14 protein-coding genes and 2 tRNA genes are annotated in these 14341 nt (G+C 69.7%); 9 read left to right on the forward strand and 7 right to left on the reverse strand.

Going from position 1 to position 14341, the window contains the following annotated elements; all coding sequences use genetic code 11:
• The first annotated feature begins 70 nt into the window (after window positions 1-70).
• Window positions 71-1870 carry a cell wall-binding repeat-containing protein gene (locus QRN40_RS16945; RefSeq protein ID WP_285117079.1) on the forward strand — a complete coding sequence of 600 codons (1800 nt, stop codon included), beginning with the start codon at window positions 71-73 and terminating at the stop codon, window positions 1868-1870.
• A 15-nt stretch (window positions 1871-1885) separates the two neighbouring features.
• On the opposite strand, the gene msrA is transcribed toward QRN40_RS16945, so the two are convergent.
• On the reverse strand, window positions 1886-2410 hold the full coding sequence (gene msrA, locus QRN40_RS16950; RefSeq protein WP_285117080.1) for a peptide-methionine (S)-S-oxide reductase MsrA: 525 nt from the start codon (window positions 2408-2410) through the stop codon (window positions 1886-1888).
• Between the two features lie 127 nt (window positions 2411-2537).
• Here msrA and QRN40_RS16955 point away from each other — a divergent pair, with 127 nt between their 5' ends.
• The gene (locus tag QRN40_RS16955; protein ID WP_285117082.1) at window positions 2538-3284 is read left to right on the forward strand and encodes a hypothetical protein; all 747 of its coding nucleotides are present in this window, start codon (window positions 2538-2540) and stop codon (window positions 3282-3284) included.
• A 117-nt stretch (window positions 3285-3401) separates the two neighbouring features.
• Here QRN40_RS16955 and nadE read toward each other — a convergent pair whose 3' ends face one another.
• Window positions 3402-4241 carry an NAD(+) synthase gene (gene nadE / locus QRN40_RS16960; RefSeq protein ID WP_285117083.1) on the reverse strand — a complete coding sequence of 280 codons (840 nt, stop codon included), beginning with the start codon at window positions 4239-4241 and terminating at the stop codon, window positions 3402-3404.
• A 94-nt stretch (window positions 4242-4335) separates the two neighbouring features.
• Here nadE and QRN40_RS16965 point away from each other — a divergent pair, with 94 nt between their 5' ends.
• Entirely contained in the window at window positions 4336-5556 is a 1221-nt protein-coding gene (locus QRN40_RS16965) for a cation:proton antiporter (protein WP_285117084.1), read from the forward strand.
• Window positions 5557-5571: 15 nt separating this feature from the next.
• Here QRN40_RS16965 and QRN40_RS16970 read toward each other — a convergent pair whose 3' ends face one another.
• Entirely contained in the window at window positions 5572-6426 is an 855-nt protein-coding gene (locus tag QRN40_RS16970) for a LysR substrate-binding domain-containing protein (protein ID WP_285117085.1), read from the reverse strand.
• 165 nt (window positions 6427-6591) lie between these two features.
• Between QRN40_RS16970 and QRN40_RS16975 the strand changes: the two genes are divergently transcribed.
• Both QRN40_RS16975 and QRN40_RS16980 read left to right on the forward strand, forming a co-directional pair.
• Entirely contained in the window at window positions 6592-7896 is a 1305-nt protein-coding gene (locus tag QRN40_RS16975; RefSeq protein WP_350224772.1) for an MFS transporter, read from the forward strand.
• Between the two features lie 38 nt (window positions 7897-7934).
• Window positions 7935-8010, forward strand: a tRNA-Arg gene (locus QRN40_RS16980).
• 132 nt (window positions 8011-8142) lie between these two features.
• Here QRN40_RS16980 and QRN40_RS16985 read toward each other — a convergent pair.
• The 3 genes from QRN40_RS16985 to QRN40_RS16995 all read right to left on the reverse strand — a co-directional run bounded on the left by QRN40_RS16985 (window position 8143) and on the right by QRN40_RS16995 (window position 9722).
• Window positions 8143-8218, reverse strand: a tRNA-His gene (locus tag QRN40_RS16985).
• Between the two features lie 46 nt (window positions 8219-8264).
• Window positions 8265-8888: an oligoribonuclease gene (orn, locus tag QRN40_RS16990; RefSeq protein ID WP_285117087.1), complete on the reverse strand. Its 624-nt coding sequence runs from the start codon at window positions 8886-8888 to the stop codon at window positions 8265-8267.
• 9 nt (window positions 8889-8897) lie between these two features.
• Window positions 8898-9722: an SGNH/GDSL hydrolase family protein gene (locus tag QRN40_RS16995; RefSeq protein WP_285117088.1), complete on the reverse strand. Its 825-nt coding sequence runs from the start codon at window positions 9720-9722 to the stop codon at window positions 8898-8900.
• Between the two features lie 95 nt (window positions 9723-9817).
• Between QRN40_RS16995 and QRN40_RS17000 the strand changes: the two genes are divergently transcribed.
• A complete protein-coding gene (locus tag QRN40_RS17000) occupies window positions 9818-10120 on the forward strand; it encodes a thioredoxin domain-containing protein (RefSeq protein ID WP_285117089.1) in 303 nt (100 codons plus the stop codon).
• A gap of 18 nt (window positions 10121-10138) precedes the next feature.
• Here QRN40_RS17000 and QRN40_RS17005 read toward each other — a convergent pair whose 3' ends face one another.
• Entirely contained in the window at window positions 10139-10744 is a 606-nt protein-coding gene (locus QRN40_RS17005; protein ID WP_285117090.1) for an ArsR/SmtB family transcription factor, read from the reverse strand.
• A gap of 73 nt (window positions 10745-10817) precedes the next feature.
• Here QRN40_RS17005 and QRN40_RS17010 point away from each other — a divergent pair, with 73 nt between their 5' ends.
• The 3 genes from QRN40_RS17010 (at window position 10818) to QRN40_RS17020 (ending at window position 14314) form a co-directional block, all read left to right on the forward strand.
• Window positions 10818-12065 carry an MFS transporter gene (locus QRN40_RS17010; protein ID WP_285117091.1) on the forward strand — a complete coding sequence of 416 codons (1248 nt, stop codon included), beginning with the start codon at window positions 10818-10820 and terminating at the stop codon, window positions 12063-12065.
• 338 nt (window positions 12066-12403) lie between these two features.
• Window positions 12404-13207, forward strand: a complete 804-nt coding sequence (locus QRN40_RS17015; RefSeq protein WP_285117092.1) for an aggregation-promoting factor C-terminal-like domain-containing protein — start codon at window positions 12404-12406, stop codon at window positions 13205-13207.
• 48 nt (window positions 13208-13255) lie between these two features.
• Entirely contained in the window at window positions 13256-14314 is a 1059-nt protein-coding gene (locus QRN40_RS17020) for a hypothetical protein (protein WP_285117519.1), read from the forward strand.
• The last annotated feature ends 27 nt before the right edge of the window (window positions 14315-14341 follow it).

A 14341-nucleotide genomic window follows, 5' to 3' on the forward strand; every position in this document is an offset into this window, starting at 1 on the left:
AGTGGGCGAGCTCGCACTGCTGTTAGCGTTCGGTCACCCGAGCACCACGCGATTCACCCGAAGGACGCCAATGAAGCTCCGCGCCGTCGCGGCGATCACCGCTGCGCTCACCCTCTGCGGAGTCGGCTTCGCCGTCCCGGCCGCCGCAAGCTCTCCGGTCGCCAAGAGTGCCCTCTCTGCGGGCGCCACCGTCCCCGTCGCACAGCTCGCCACGCAGCTCTCGATCGCAGACGACAGCACGCAGCCCTACAACCGCAGTGATTTCCCGACGTGGATCGATGCCGACCATGACGGGTGCAACACGCGGTCGGAAGTCCTCCAGCAGGAATCCGCCGTGCCGGTGACCTTCGGCTCAGGATGCACGGTCGCTACCGGATCGTGGAGCTCCTGGTACGACGGCGCGACCTGGACGGCGGCATCCGATGTCGACATCGATCACTTCGTCCCGCTTGCCGAGGTCTGGCGATCGGGTGCAAGCGGATGGTCGCTCCAGCAACGCACCGACTATGCCAACGACCTGAGCGACCCGCTCACCCTGGTTGCGGTCACGGACAACGTCAATCAGTCCAAGAGCGATTCCGACATCGCGCACTGGCTGCCCCCGCTGACATCGGCGCGCTGCACCTACGCCGTGGACTGGGTCGTCGTGAAGTACCGCTGGAGCCTGACCATGGACCCGATGGAGTCCAATGCGCTGAACTCGCTGCTCGGCGGAGCATGCGGGTCGACTGCGGTGACGGTTCCCGCCAGGGTCGCGGTGACTCCGGCCGCGGGCGTCGATCGGATCGCCGGCTCCGATCGCTACGAGACCAGCGTCAGGGCGTCCCAAGCGGCCTTCCCCGGCACGGCTCCCATCGTGTTCGTCGCGTCGGGTACGAACTTCCCCGACGCCCTCTCGGCGGCACCGGCCGCGGTGCATCTCGGAGGTCCGCTCCTGCTCACCGCGCCGGGCACCCTCCCCGCTGTCGTCAAAGCCGAGGTGGCGCGGCTGCAACCGACGACCGCCGTCATCGTCGGCGGATCGAGCGCGGTCGGCGTCGGGGTGGAATCCTCACTGCGCTCCATCGTCGGGAATGTCCAACGACTCTCCGGATACGACCGCTACGACACGTCGGTGAAGGTCAACCGCTTCGCATTCGCGACCGGTGCGACCACGGCGTTCGTCGCGACCGGTGCGAACTTCCCGGACGCCCTCAGCGCCTCTGCTGCGGCGGGGAGCGACGGAAGCATGGTCCTTCTCGTCAACGGCGCCGGCGGTGCCATCCCTAACGCGCTCCTCGACGACCTCGGGGTGACGCAGGCCATCATCGCCGGCGGCACCGCCGTCGTTTCGCCGACCATCGAGAATCAGCTCCGAGCGCGCAGCGGGATGGCCGTCTCGCGGCTGGCCGGCGGCGACCGCTATGAGACATCGCACGCCATCAACCGCGGAGTGTTCTCGACATCGCCGACCGTCTACTTCGCCACCGGCACCAACTTCCCCGACGCCCTCTCAGGCGCCGCGCTCGCCGGCCGCACCGGATCCGCCCTGTACGTGGTGCCTGCGGGTTGCGTCCCGGACTACGTCCCCGCGGACTTGTCGGCTCTGCAGACGACCCATCGTGTGCTGCTCGGCGGAACGAGCGTCCTGGCTAACGCGGTCGGAAGCCTCTCCGTCTGTCCACCGCCCCCGCCCGCACCTCCGGCACCGCCCGTTCCCCCGGCACCTCCCGGACCTCCGGCTAACCCCGGCGACTCCAAGAACTGCTCCGACTTCCCGACGCAGTCGGCGGCCCAGGCATGGTTCAACTACTACTTCCCGTACTACGGCGACGTTGCACGGCTGGACGCAGACCACGACGGGAAGGCGTGCGAATCCCTTCCCGGCTGAGAACTGGGGACGACCTCAGGCGGCGACGTAGTCCGCGTACGACGCGCGGATCTTGTTGACCTTGGGGAGGGCGACGGCGAGGCAGTAGCCCTGGCCCGGGTTCTTCGCGAAGAAGTCCTGGTGGTACTCCTCGGCGCGGTAGAACGGGCCGAGCGGCTCGATGGTCGTGACGATTCCGCCGTCCCAGTACTCGGCGGCGCGGTCACGAGCCGCTTCGAAGAGCTCCCGCTGCTGCTCACCGTCGTAGAACATCGCCGAGCGGTACTGGGTGCCGACGTCGTTGCCCTGCCGGTTCAGCTGGCGCGGGTCGTGCAGCGTGAAGAAGACGTCGAGGATGACGCTCGCCGGGATCACCTCCGGGTCGAAGGTAACGGCGACGGCCTCCGCGTGCCCGGTCCGGCCCGTGCAGACGTCCTCATAGCTCGGCTCCACCGTGATGCCGCCCGTGTAGCCGGACACCACGTCCTGCACTCCGCGCAGCACGCGGTACACCGCATCCAGGCACCAGAAGCATCCGCCGGCCACCACGAAGGTCTGCATGAGTCGTCCTCTCGGTCCGTTCTCTCCATTGTGCCGCGTGCCCGCATGCATCCGCAGCGAGGGCGGGCTTGGCGACACGACGCCCGGGGTCCGCGCTCGACCACGGGATCGCCGTTACCATCGCGGCATGCAGTGGTGGAATGACTTCGTCGATTGGTTCTCTTCGCCGGCCGCGCGCCCGGCGATCTTCTATGCGGTGGTCCTCGCGGTCGCCGTGATCCTCTCCGGCCTCATCGCCGCGTGGATCGCCCGGGGAGCCCTGAAGGGCCTCCTCTCCCGTACCGACCGTCAGCAGAAGGCGTCCGCGATCGCCGCGCTCGTCGATGCTGCGACCGAGGCATCCGTCTGGAACTCGCTCACCCCGGGCGAGCAGGTGCTCTCCGACCGTGCCGTCGGGCAGGCCGACATCATGGTCCGCCTGCTTCCGATCAAGGGCTCGGGTCTCGCCGCGAACTGGGCCGGACACCAGCTGGCCGAGATGAAGCGGGCCTCCGCGACGTTCGGCTACCAGCTCGACCCGGCGATCGCGGAGTTCCGCGACCGTCTGCTCGAGTGGCAGAACAACCCGCGTCGCGCCCGCAAGATCTTCCAGAGCGACCTCGAGCGCTGGCGCTTCGAGAGCACCGACACCGACCGCTCCGTGGTCGAACAGCAGGATGCGTGGGTCGCCCAGCAGCATCACGAGCAGTACGCCCCGGCGACCGCCGCGACCCCGGCGCCGACCGCGGCGACCGCTCAGCCGGCCGCAGCCGCAGCACCCGCCGAGCGCGAGGAGCAGCGCGAGGGCAATCCCTTCGTCGCGACCGCGGCAGCCGGGTCGGCCGACCCGCAGAACGACACCGCGCCGACCGCGCGCCTCGGCCAGCCCGTCTGACACGACGCCCGAGCGGCACAGCACTCCACCCGAAGCGAAGGGCGCCGGCATCTCGCCGGCGCCCTTCGTCGTTCCCTGTGCGAGCCGCGGCGAGCCGTGCCGCGAAACGCGCAATGCTCAGCGGCTGTAGCTGCTCGACCGCCACCAGGCGTCGAACATGCTCGCCGGAGGCTGACGCTTGTGCTCGGTCGCGAGATAGCGCGCCTCCAGCGCCTCGGCCACATCGGCGGGCACATCCTTGCCTTCGAGGAAGTCGTCGATCTCCTCGTACGTCACGCCCAGGTTGTCCTCGTCGGTCTGGCCGGGGTTGAGGTCGAGCAGGTCGGCGGTCGGGGCCTTCTCGTACAGTCGCGCCGGCGCGTCGAGGAAACGCAGCAGCTGCTTCCCCTGTCGCTTGGTCAGGCCGCTCAGCGGGAGGATGTCGGTGCCGCCATCGCCGTACTTGGTGAAGAACCCGGTCACCGCCTCTGCCGCGTGGTCGGTCCCGATCACGAGCAGCCCGCGCTGGCCCGCGATCCCGTACTGGGCGACCATGCGGATGCGCGCCTTCACATTGCCCTTGACGAAGTCGGACATCGGCTCGCCGAGCGCATCCGCGTATTCGTCCTCGACGCCGTCGGTGCCGCGCTGGATGTTGAAGACCACCGAGCTCTTCGGCTGGATGAACGACAGCGCCAGCTGCGCGTCCTCCTCGTCGCGCTGCACCGCGTACGGGAGACGGACCGCCACGAAGTCGGCGTCGGTGCCCTCCGCCGCGAGCCGTTCGACGGCCAGCTGGGCGAGACGCCCGGCGAGCGACGAGTCCTGGCCGCCGCTGATGCCGAGCACGAAACCGGCGGCACCGGTGGTCTTGAGGTAGTCGACCAGGAAGCCGACGCGCCGCTCGACTTCCTCCGCCGGATCGACCTCCGGACGGACGTTCAGGTCTTCGATGATCCTTGCCTGGAGTTCACGCATGACGTCAGATTATCCCCGTCGGATTTCGGTCGTGTGAACACCTCCTCCGAGCGCGGTCTGCCGCTCGCACCATCCGATCGCTAGCATTCCGCGCATGGACCCCCACGTCGCGACCATCGTGCTCGTTCCGCTGCTCGCGGTCGTGGCCGCGCTGCTGACCACGGCGGTCGGCCGCGTCGCGAAGATCCCGCTGGTGGTCTTCGAGATCGTCCTGGGCCTCATCGTCGGACCGAGCGTGCTCGGCTGGGTGCCGAAGACCGACGCACTGGATGCGGTCGCCAACTTCGGACTCGCCTTCCTCTTCTTCATGGCGGGCAACGAGATCGACTTCGCCGCCATCGCCGGACGCCCGGTGCGGCGGGCGTCGCTGGGCTGGCTGCTCTCCCTCGTGATCGCCGTCGCCGTCGCGACCCTCATCGCCGGCTCGGTCATCACCGGCGTCTACGTGGGGATCGCGCTCACCTCCACCGCCCTGGGAACGCTCATGCCCGTCCTGCGGGACGCGGGCGAGATGCGCACGCCGTTCGGGAGGGCGGTCACCGCAGTAGGCGCCATCGGGGAGTTCGGGCCGCTGCTCGCGATCTCGCTCTTCCTCAGCGGGCGGAAGCCCCTCGCCGCCGCCCTCGTCCTGATCGGTTTCGCGGTCATCGCCGGGGCCGGGATCTGGTTCGCCTCCCGCGGCGGGCACGAGCGCTTCCACAGCCTGGTGCGGGCGACCCTCCACACGAGCGGTCAGTTCGCGGTCCGCTTCGTCGTGCTGGTCATCTCCGGGCTCGTCGGGCTCAGCATCGCGCTGGGGCTCGACATGCTGCTCGGAGCGTTCGCGGCCGGCGTGCTCTGCCGCATCCTTCTCAGCGGCGCTGCGCCGGCGGATGCGCACCAGATCGAGAGCAAGCTGGAGGCCGTCGCCTTCGGCGTCCTCGTGCCGGTCTTCTTCATCAACACCGGCATCGGGTTCGACCTGCGGGCTCTGCTGGCCGACCCCCGCGCCCTCATCCTGCTGCCGATCTTCCTCGTGCTGCTCGTCATCATCCGCGGTGTGCCGGCGTCGGCCCTCTCCTCACCGCCGGGGTCGACCTTCCGCGACCGCGCCGCCGTGACCCTGTTCAGCGCCACCGGTCTGCCGATCATCGTGGCCGTGACGGCCATCGGCGTCCGTGAGCACGACCTCACGACCGGAACGGCGACCGCACTGGTCGGCGCCGGGATGCTGTCGGTGCTGCTGTTCCCGCTGATCGCGCTCACGCTCCGACGGAAGTCGTCGGACGGCGGCCTGCGCCAAGCCGACCCGGATGCGGTGCCCATCGAGGGATGAGCGGCGCACGTCGGCTCAGGCGACGCGGCTGACCGCGCGGGCCAGGATCGCCGTGGTCAGCGCATCCACCGGCTCCCGTGCAGCCGAAGGGTTCGAGAGCAGGGTGAAGTCGACGTGGCCGAGGTCCGGCAGTCCGAAGCGGTTCGTGACCTTGATGAGGTCGGTGGGGATGAGGGACCGCGGGAACACGGCGACGCCGATCCCCGCCCGGACCGCCGCCAGCACCCCGTTCACCTCGCGGGTGTTGCACGTGATCCGCCAGGTGCGCCCGGATGCCTCCAAGGCGTCGATGGCCACCTGGCGGCTGAGACTGGGGCCCTGGTACGAGATCAGCGGGACCGGGCCGTCGGCATCGAGAACGGTCTTCTCCTGGCCCATCCACACCAGCTCGTCGGTCGCCACGACGGTGCCCTCGGTCGTGCCGGGCGTCTGCTTGATGAAGATCAGGTCGAGCTGACCGGCCTTCAGCTTGCGGTGCAGCGGGGCCGACTGGTCCACCGTCAGCTCCAGGTTGATCTGCGGGTTCTGCTGACGGAAGTGACGAAGGATGCGCGGCAGCGTCGTGATCGCCAGGTCGTCGGCGGCGCCGAACCGCAGCCGGCCGCGCATCGCGGATCCGCTGAAGTAGCTGTCCGCCTCGGCGTGCGCGGCCAGGATCGCGCGCGCGAAGCCGGCCATCGCATCCCCGTTGTCCGTCAGGCGCACCTCGCGGGTGTCGCGCGCGATCAGCTGCCGTTTGGCCGACTGCTCGAGCTTGCGGATGTGCTGGCTCACCGTCGGCTGGCTGATCCCCAGCCGGACGGCGGCCTTGGTGAAGCTCCGGGTGTCGGCGACGGCGAGGAAGGTCTGGAGCAGCACAGGGTCGAACATCCACGCATCCATTCGAAAAGCCAATGGGACTTATAGTCTCGATCGGCTCCTAGAATAGCGCGGAGTGCGTAGGGTCGAAGGTGACACTTCATACGTAACCAGCGACGACATCGAGGTAACACGCACGTGGCGCACTCCCCCGCAGCGGCCCCGCCCACCGGACCCATGCCGGTCCTCTCCGCCCGGCCGCCGTGGCGCGAGACCTTCTCCTCCCTCCAGGTGGCCAACTACCGCCGCTTCGCCGCGAGCAACCTCGTCGCCAACACGGCCGTGTGGATGCAGCGGATCGCGATGGACTGGCTGGTCCTGCAGCTCTCGGGCAGCGTCGCCGCCGTCGGAGTGACCGTATTCATGCAGTTCACCCCGATGCTGTTCTTCGGCCTCTGGGGCGGCGTCATCGCCGACCGGTACTCGAAGCAGCGACTGCTGGTGATCACCCAGTCGTGCGCGGCGGGGCTCGCTGCGCTCCTCGCCGTTCTGACCCTCACCGGAGCGATCGAGGTGTGGGGCGTGTACGCGATCTCTTTCGCCCTCGGCCTCGTGACGGTGGTCGACAACCCGGCCCGGCAGGTCTTCGTCAGCGAGCTCGTCGGACCGCGCTACCTGCGCAACGCGATCAGCCTCAACTCGTCGATCTTCCAGCTCGGCGGCCTGATCGGTCCGGCGCTCGGCGGCATCCTGATCACCGCGATCGGCGGCGGCTGGTCGTTCGCGATCAACGCGGTGGCCTGCCTCGCGGTGGTCTTCGCCGTCGCCACCCTCAAGCGCTCCGAGCTGCACGCGTCGCCGGCGGCCCCACGCGGCAAAGGCCAGCTGATGGAGGGGATGCGCTACGTGCGCCGCAAGCCGGTGATCTTCTGGACCGTCGTCATGGTCGCGGTCATCGCCGTCTTCGCCTTCAACATGCCGGTCTTCCTCGCGGCGTACGCCAACGACGTCTACCACGTGGGCGCGCAGGGCTACGGGATGTTCAACGCGCTCGTCGCCGCCGGTGCACTCACCGGTGCCCTCGCCTCCACCCGGCGCACCAGCGTGCGCCTCTCGATGGTGGTCGGGACGGCGGCCGCGCTCGGCGTCGTGCAGGCGCTGGCCGGATTCGCGCCGGGCGAGCTCGCGTTCGGGCTGCTGCTCGTCTGCGTCGGGATCGGGAACCTGCTGTTCATCACGGCGGCGAACTCGCTCGTGCAGCTGTCGTCGAACGTGCAGATCCGCGGACGCGTGATCTCGCTCTACATCCTCGTGCTGCTCGGCGGGCAGGCGCTCGGCGGACCGCTCATGGGCTGGATCGTCGAGCAGGTCGGTCCGCATATCGCCATGGCGATCTCGGGGCTGGTGCCGGCCGCTGCGGCGGCGGTGCTCGCCGTGCTCATCGCTCGCCAGGCGAGCCTGCGGCTGCGGTTCGGCCTCCGTGGACGCCGGCCGGTCATCGCGATCGTCAACCGCGCCGGCAAGGCGGGCGCGCGCCTCTGAGAGGGGCCTCGGCGCGCCTCCGGTATCGTGGAAGTGTCGCCCCCGTAGCTCAGCGGATAGAGCAGGAGCCTTCTAATCTCTTGGTCGCAGGTTCGATTCCTGCCGGGGGCACCACGCTTTTCACCCTCGCAGATTCGTGCCGAATGTGTGCCATTCGTCACGAATAGCCCACATTCGGCACGAATTCAGGGTCCGAACAGAGCGACAGACAAAGGGCCGGACTCGAGGAGTCCGGCCCTTTTCGCTTGGGGTGAGTAACGGGGCTTGAACCCGCGACCTCCTGGACCACAACCAGGCGCTCTACCAACTGAGCTATACCCACCACGGCGCTTCATCCGGCCCGGGGGCGGCGAAGCAACTCATCGATTCTAGCCCATGCGGGGAGCCCATTTTTCCACCACGCCCGCGGCCAGAGCCTGCGTGTCTTCGGTCGTCGGCCCGGGAGGCGTGACGAAGGCGGCGGCGCGGTAGTAGTCGAGCTCGCGGATGGACTCGAGGATGTCGGCGAGCGCACGGTGCCCGCCGTTCTTCTCGGGAGCGTTGAAGTAGATGCGCGGGAACCAGCGCCGGGCGAGCTCCTTGATCGAGGACACGTCGACGTTGCGGTAGTGCAGGTGCGTGTCGAGGCGCGGCATGTACTTGGCGAGGAACATGCGGTCGGTGCCGATGGTGTTGCCGGCGAGCGGAGCAGTGCGCGCGGTCGGCGCGAACTTCAGCACGTACTCGAGCACCTCGTACTCGGCCTCGGCGAGGCTCTTGCCGTTCGGGATCTCTTCGATGAGACCGGACGTCGTGTGCATCTGGCGCACGAAGTCGCCCATGTTCTGCAGAGCGGAGTCGTCGGGCTTGATGACGATGCTGAGACCGGGGTCGAGGACGTTCAGCTCGAAGTCCGTGATCACGACCGCGATCTCGACGAGCTCGTCGACCTCGAGGTCGAGGCCGGTCATCTCGCAGTCGATCCAGACCAGTCGATCCGAGGAAGTAGCCATACCGCGAGTCTAGTAGGGGCCTCCGACAGGGCCGGTCGCGCCCGCTGCTCCGGACAGACGCTGCGGTACGGGGAGCTTGGGCCCCAGGCCGTCTCCGGCGGAGACGTGGCGGAGCCGCCGGCTGATCCACGGGATGGCGTAGACGCGCAGCCAGGTGCGCAGCGGCACCGAGTCCGGTGGGGTCGTCGGCCCCTGCGGTGCGGCGGTCTCCGGGCCGCCGATCTCGGCGTAGGGAACGCCGAGGGCATGGGCGGCGTGCGACGCCAGCAGCCGGTGCCCCCTCGTGCTCAGGTGGACGCGGTCGGACGCCCACATCGCCGGGTCGCGGAACTCGCGGACTCCCCAGACGTCGAGCACGACGGCGCGCTGGTCGCGCGCGATGCTCCAGATGTTGGCGTTGAACACGGCCGCCCGGCCGCGGAAGGGCTTGAGGAAGAACGCGAACTGGGGGTCGAAGATGTTGGCGAGCAGCACGGTGGCGCCGGTCGCACGCAGCGACCGGATGCCCGTCTCCAGGCGCGAGGCGAGCGCATCCGGGTCGGCGGCCGGGCTCATGAGGTCGTTGCCGCCGATCATCACCGAGACCAGGTCGGGCCTCAGTTCGAGTGCGTGCGGGATCTGCGCATCCACCACGTCCGCGATGCGGCGGCCGCGGACGGCCAGGTTCGCGAACTCCACGGAGACTCCCGCCAGCCGGGCGTCGCCGTCGAGGATCCCGGCCAGGCGGTCGGCCCAGCCCAGGAAGGCGTCCGGTTGCCCGGGCGCGTGGTCGCACAGCCCCTCGGTGAGCGAGTCTCCGAGGGCGACGTAGCGCGTGAAGGTCGATCGGCTCACGGTCCGATTCTGTTCGCACCGGCGGCGCAGCGGCACTCGCGACGGCCATCGCCGCAGGATCGTCGCCGCGAGTTCGCCGGACGTACACTGGCGAGGTGGATTCGACACCAGCCGTTGACCCGGAGGACACCGGGGACGCGCGACTCACGCTGTACACCTCCGCGTTCTGCGAGCCCTGCATGCAGACCCGCGCGGTACTGAGCGAGGCGGCGCGTCTCGCTCCGCGGATCGCGGTGACCGAGCTGGATGTGGCACGTAACATCGAGCGCGCGGAGCGGGACCGCATCCGCGTGACGCCGACCGTCATCGTCACGGGCGCCGACGGCAGCGAAGTGTTCCGGGCCGAAGGCGTGCCGACCCTCGCGCAGGTGCTGACAGCGGCCGCCAAGGCGCTCTGACCGGGCCAGACTCGACCGTCAGTCGCGGTCGCTCTCCCCTGCAGCGCCTCCGGCCGGCCCTTCCGCCGGCCCGCTCGCTGCGCCGCTCGGCGCGCGGTGCAGCAGGAACATGCCGCCGTGGGCGGGAAGGTGCGACCGCTCGCGATCGGTCTCGACGTACTCGTCGATGACGGCGACGATGCGACGATCGAGCTCCGCGACGTCCTCCGGTGAGAGGTGCAGCGAGAACCGGGCATAGGTGGCGATGGATGCGGGCCCGGCTTCGGCGAGTTCCTGCTGGAAGGCGTCGACCGGGGCCAGGCCGTGGCTCAGGTCGCTCTGTTCGAGGGGCGCCGAGAGCCACCAGCTGATTCCCGTCGAGCGGTAGGGCTTCTCCAGCGCGCCCGCCTGACCCGTCCGCACCTCGCCCGGCTCGAGGAAGCCTGCGGCGACCAGCTGACGCACGTGGTAGTACACCGTTCCGGGGTCGACCCCCAGGCGATCCGCGAGCTGCTTGTTGGTGAGCTCGCTGTCGCCGCACAGCCGCAGGATCCGCACCCGCAGCGGATGCGAGAGCGCCTTCAGCTCCTGCGGCGTCGCGGGCCGCCGCTTGGCATCGGGATCGCTCCGCCGGTCGTCGGTCATGCGACCAATCTAGCGCGGATTTGGATTTCTCCAGGTGATTGAGGATTCTCAATCAGTGTGCGAAGCTGGGGTGATGACCGCGACTGGACTCGGCGCCCGCTACTGGAAGCTCTGGACCTCCGCCGGGCTCTCCAACCTTGCCGACGGCGTGATGAAGGTCGCGCTGCCGCTCGTCGCCGTCCGCTACACCGACTCGCCCGCCCTCATCGCCGGGCTCGCGTTCGCGTTCACCCTCCCCTGGCTGCTCTTCGCCCTCACCGCCGGCGCTCTGGCCGACCGCCTCGACCGCCGACGGCTGATGCTCGTGGCGAACGGCGCCCGCGCCCTCTTCCTCGCCTGTCTGACGGTCGCCTCCATCGCGGGCGCCGGGTCGCTCTGGCTGCTGTACGCCGCGGCCGTCTGCATCGGCGTGGCCGAGACCGTCTACGACACGTCGGCGCAGTCGATCCTGCCGCAGCTCGTCCCGCGGGAGCGGCTCTCGCGTGCCAACGGCCGGCTCTACGCCGCCGAGATCACCGCGAACGAGTTCGTCGGGCCGCCGCTCGGCGGCTTCCTCGTCGCCAGCGGCGTCGCAGTCGCGTTCGGTGCTCCCGTGCTGCTCTGGGTGGCCGCGATCGGCGTGCTGCTCCTGGTACGCGGGCGGTACGTCGCCGAGCGGACCGGCGGCACCACCATCCGCGCCGACATCGCCGAGGGACTGCGCTTCCTCCGGCACAGCACGCTGCTCCGCACCCTCGCGATCATGGTCGGGATCTTCAACTTCGCCAGTTCGGCGGTCTTCACCGTCTTCGTGCTCTATGCCGTCGGACCGCAGTCCGCCATGAAGCTCACGGACCCGGCGTACGGGCTCCTCCTCACCGCGTCGGCGATCGGAAGCGTCCTCGGCACCTTCCTGGCCGAACCCGCCGAGCGACTGCTCGGCCGTTCCCGCGCCCTCGTGCTGACGATCGTGGGTTCGCTGTTCACGGTCGCGACGCCCGCCTTCACGGCGAATCCGTTCATCATCGGCGCCGGGATGCTGCTGGGCGGTATCACCGTCTCCATCTGGAACGTCATCACCGTCTCGCTGCGGCAGCGCGTCACGCCTACCCGTCTGCTCGGCCGGCTGAACAGCGCCTACCGCCTGCTCGCCTGGGGCACCATGCCGCTCGGCGCGGCGGCCGGCGGCGTCATCGGCCAGCTCTTCGGCGTGCAGTGGGTGTTCGTCGTGATGGGCGCGCTCGTGGTGCTCCAGCTCATCCCCATGCTGTGGATCACGGACCGACGGATGGACGAAGCCGAGGCGGCCGTGGAGGTCGAGGCGACGTCCGTCGATCGTTGACGCGTACACGACTTTGCCAGGGTCTACGCCTGAACCGTCCAGAAACAGCGCCTAGGGTCATTCTCTGACGGCATCGACAGCCGTCCGTGCCGCGCAGGCGCGCATCCAGCCCCCAACCCCCGAACCGTCCCCCGCGAGTTCGCCCCTGGATGTCCGCCATCGTCGCCCGGCACACCCGCGCTTCGCGCCGCGCCTCTTCAGGACCACGGGTCCACGAGGTGCCTGTGTGCGTTCCGCGCGGTTGTCAGCCCGCAGGGCCCTCCCGAAACAGGGCCCGGTCGCGTTCGCACCCACGGTGCCGCCACGCGTCAGGCGGGGAAGCCCGATCCAGGAAAGCAATGCTGAGCTCCCTTCGTAACTCCCTCCGATCCACCGCCAAGAACAGCCCCATCTCCTTCGGCCGCATCGTCGCCGGCGCGGCCACCGTGCTGATGAGCACGAGCCTGATCGCCCCCGCGATCGCGCAGCAGCAGGACAGCGAGCGCCAGACGCGCGAGCTCTCCGAGGCCACCGGAATGCAGCACGACCAGCTCTCGGTCTACGACTCGATCGTGCGCGACCGCCTCGAGCGCGAGGCGAAGGCCACGCTGAGCGGCGCGCTGGCCACCGTCGCCGCCAACCAGGCGAAGGCCGACGCCTCCGCCGCCAAGACTGCGATCGCCGGTCTCAGCGACTTCACGAAGCTGCCCGCCACCAAGCTGCGGGACAGCATCGACAACACCAAGGCCGCGTCGGATGCTCTCGCCGCGGCGGGTGCGGACGCCGACCGCCGTGCGGCCGAGGCCGCCGCGAAGGCCGCCGCCGACGCAGCCGCCGCCCTGGCCGCCGCGAACACCCCGAGCGGCGCCAAGAGCGTCGCCGCGAGCATCGCCGCCAGCCAGTACGGCTGGGGCTCGGACCAGTTCCAGTGCCTCGACAACCTGTGGCAGCGCGAGTCCGGCTGGAACTACCAGGCGTCGAACTCCGGCAGCGGCGCGACGGGCATCCCCCAGGCGCTCCCCGGAAGCAAGATGGCGTCGTTCGGCACCGACTGGGCGACCAACGCCACCACGCAGATCAAGTGGGGCCTCGACTACATCGCCCGCGGATACGGCACGCCGTGCGGCGCCTGGGGTCACTCGGAGTCCTACAACTGGTATTGATCGGCCGCGGGAGCGTCGCACCCCGCCGGTAGACTCGCGCGAGTGAGCATGAGCACCGGCAAGGCCGCACCCTCCCCCGACATCCGTGGAGCCCATCTCGTCGGCAGCGTCAACCTGCCGGACGCCGAGAGCGTGTTCCGCACCGTGAGCGCCCACCTCGGCGACCGGATGCACCGCATCCCGGACGGCGAGGTGGGCGAACGCTTTTACTGGGTGCAGTTCCAGACCAATCGGCTGGACCGGATGGCGGGGATCTCGCGCATCCCGGTCGAGCCGTTCTTCCTGCGCGAGGTCTTCGACGGACGGCCCTTCCGTCTCGACGACGGCGTCTCCGCCGACGACCTCGTGTTCCCGGACCTCGGCTACGCGGAGTCCGCGCTCGACTCGTACGCCGTGTTCCGCGAGCTGCGCGAGGAGGGCGTGATCGCGCCCGGGACGCGGTTCCAGGTGTCGCTGCCCACGCCCGCCGGCGTGGTCGGACCGTTCATCGTGGCGGAGGACCGGGCCGCGTTCGAGCCCGCCTACGAGCGCGCCCTGTTCGGCGAGTTGCAGCGCATCCTCGATGGCATCCCGCACGAAGACCTCGCGATCCAGTGGGACACGGCCGTGGAGTTCGCGCTGCTCGAGGGGCGGATGCCCTCGTGGTTCGGCGACGACGTGCTTGCGGGCGTGGTGGAGCGCGCGACGCGGCAGGCGGCCGCCGTTCCGGCGGACGTTCAGGTGGGCTACCACCTCTGCTACGGCGACGTGGAGGAGCAGCACTTCGTGCAGCCCGCCGATGCCGGACACCTTGCCGACGTGCTTCAGGGCATCCTGACGAGCGCTCCCCGGCCCGTCACCTGGGTGCACCTGCCGGTGCCGATCGAGCGGGACGACGCCGAGTACTTCGCTCCGCTGGCCGCGGTGGACGTGCCCGAGGAGACGGAACTCTTCCTCGGCCTCATCCACCACGAAGACGGCGTGGAGGGGGCGCGTCGCCGTGCGGAGGCCGCTGCCACGGCACTGCAGCGGTTCGGCGTCGGCACCGAATGCGGCTTCGGCCGCGGACCGAGCGAGCGGACCCCCGGGCTGCTCGACCTGCACGCCGCCGTCGCCGAAGCCTGGTGACGCGACCGTGACGGTGCAGCTCGGCCT

The organism is Leifsonia sp. fls2-241-R2A-40a, from assembly GCF_030209575.1.
Lineage (GTDB): Bacteria > Actinomycetota > Actinomycetes > Actinomycetales > Microbacteriaceae > Leifsonia.

What these genes read in the sequence shown, in the direction of transcription:
- QRN40_RS16945 (WP_285117079.1), top strand. Translation starts at nt 71, where the DNA reads ATGAAGCTCCGCGCCGTCGCGGCGATCACCGCTGCGCTCACCCTCTGC.
- msrA (WP_285117080.1), bottom strand. Translation starts at nt 2,410, where the DNA reads ATGCAGACCTTCGTGGTGGCCGGCGGATGCTTCTGGTGCCTGGATGCG.
- QRN40_RS16955 (WP_285117082.1), top strand. Translation starts at nt 2,538, where the DNA reads ATGCAGTGGTGGAATGACTTCGTCGATTGGTTCTCTTCGCCGGCCGCG.
- nadE (WP_285117083.1), bottom strand. Translation starts at nt 4,241, where the DNA reads ATGCGTGAACTCCAGGCAAGGATCATCGAAGACCTGAACGTCCGTCCG.
- QRN40_RS16965 (WP_285117084.1), top strand. Translation starts at nt 4,336, where the DNA reads ATGGACCCCCACGTCGCGACCATCGTGCTCGTTCCGCTGCTCGCGGTC.
- QRN40_RS16970 (WP_285117085.1), bottom strand. Translation starts at nt 6,426, where the DNA reads ATGTTCGACCCTGTGCTGCTCCAGACCTTCCTCGCCGTCGCCGACACC.
- QRN40_RS16975 (WP_350224772.1), top strand. Translation starts at nt 6,592, where the DNA reads ATGCCGGTCCTCTCCGCCCGGCCGCCGTGGCGCGAGACCTTCTCCTCC.
- orn (WP_285117087.1), bottom strand. Translation starts at nt 8,888, where the DNA reads ATGGCTACTTCCTCGGATCGACTGGTCTGGATCGACTGCGAGATGACC.
- QRN40_RS17005 (WP_285117090.1), bottom strand. Translation starts at nt 10,744, where the DNA reads ATGACCGACGACCGGCGGAGCGATCCCGATGCCAAGCGGCGGCCCGCG.
- QRN40_RS17010 (WP_285117091.1), top strand. Translation starts at nt 10,818, where the DNA reads ATGACCGCGACTGGACTCGGCGCCCGCTACTGGAAGCTCTGGACCTCC.
- QRN40_RS17015 (WP_285117092.1), top strand. Translation starts at nt 12,404, where the DNA reads ATGCTGAGCTCCCTTCGTAACTCCCTCCGATCCACCGCCAAGAACAGC.
- QRN40_RS17020 (WP_285117519.1), top strand. Translation starts at nt 13,256, where the DNA reads ATGAGCACCGGCAAGGCCGCACCCTCCCCCGACATCCGTGGAGCCCAT.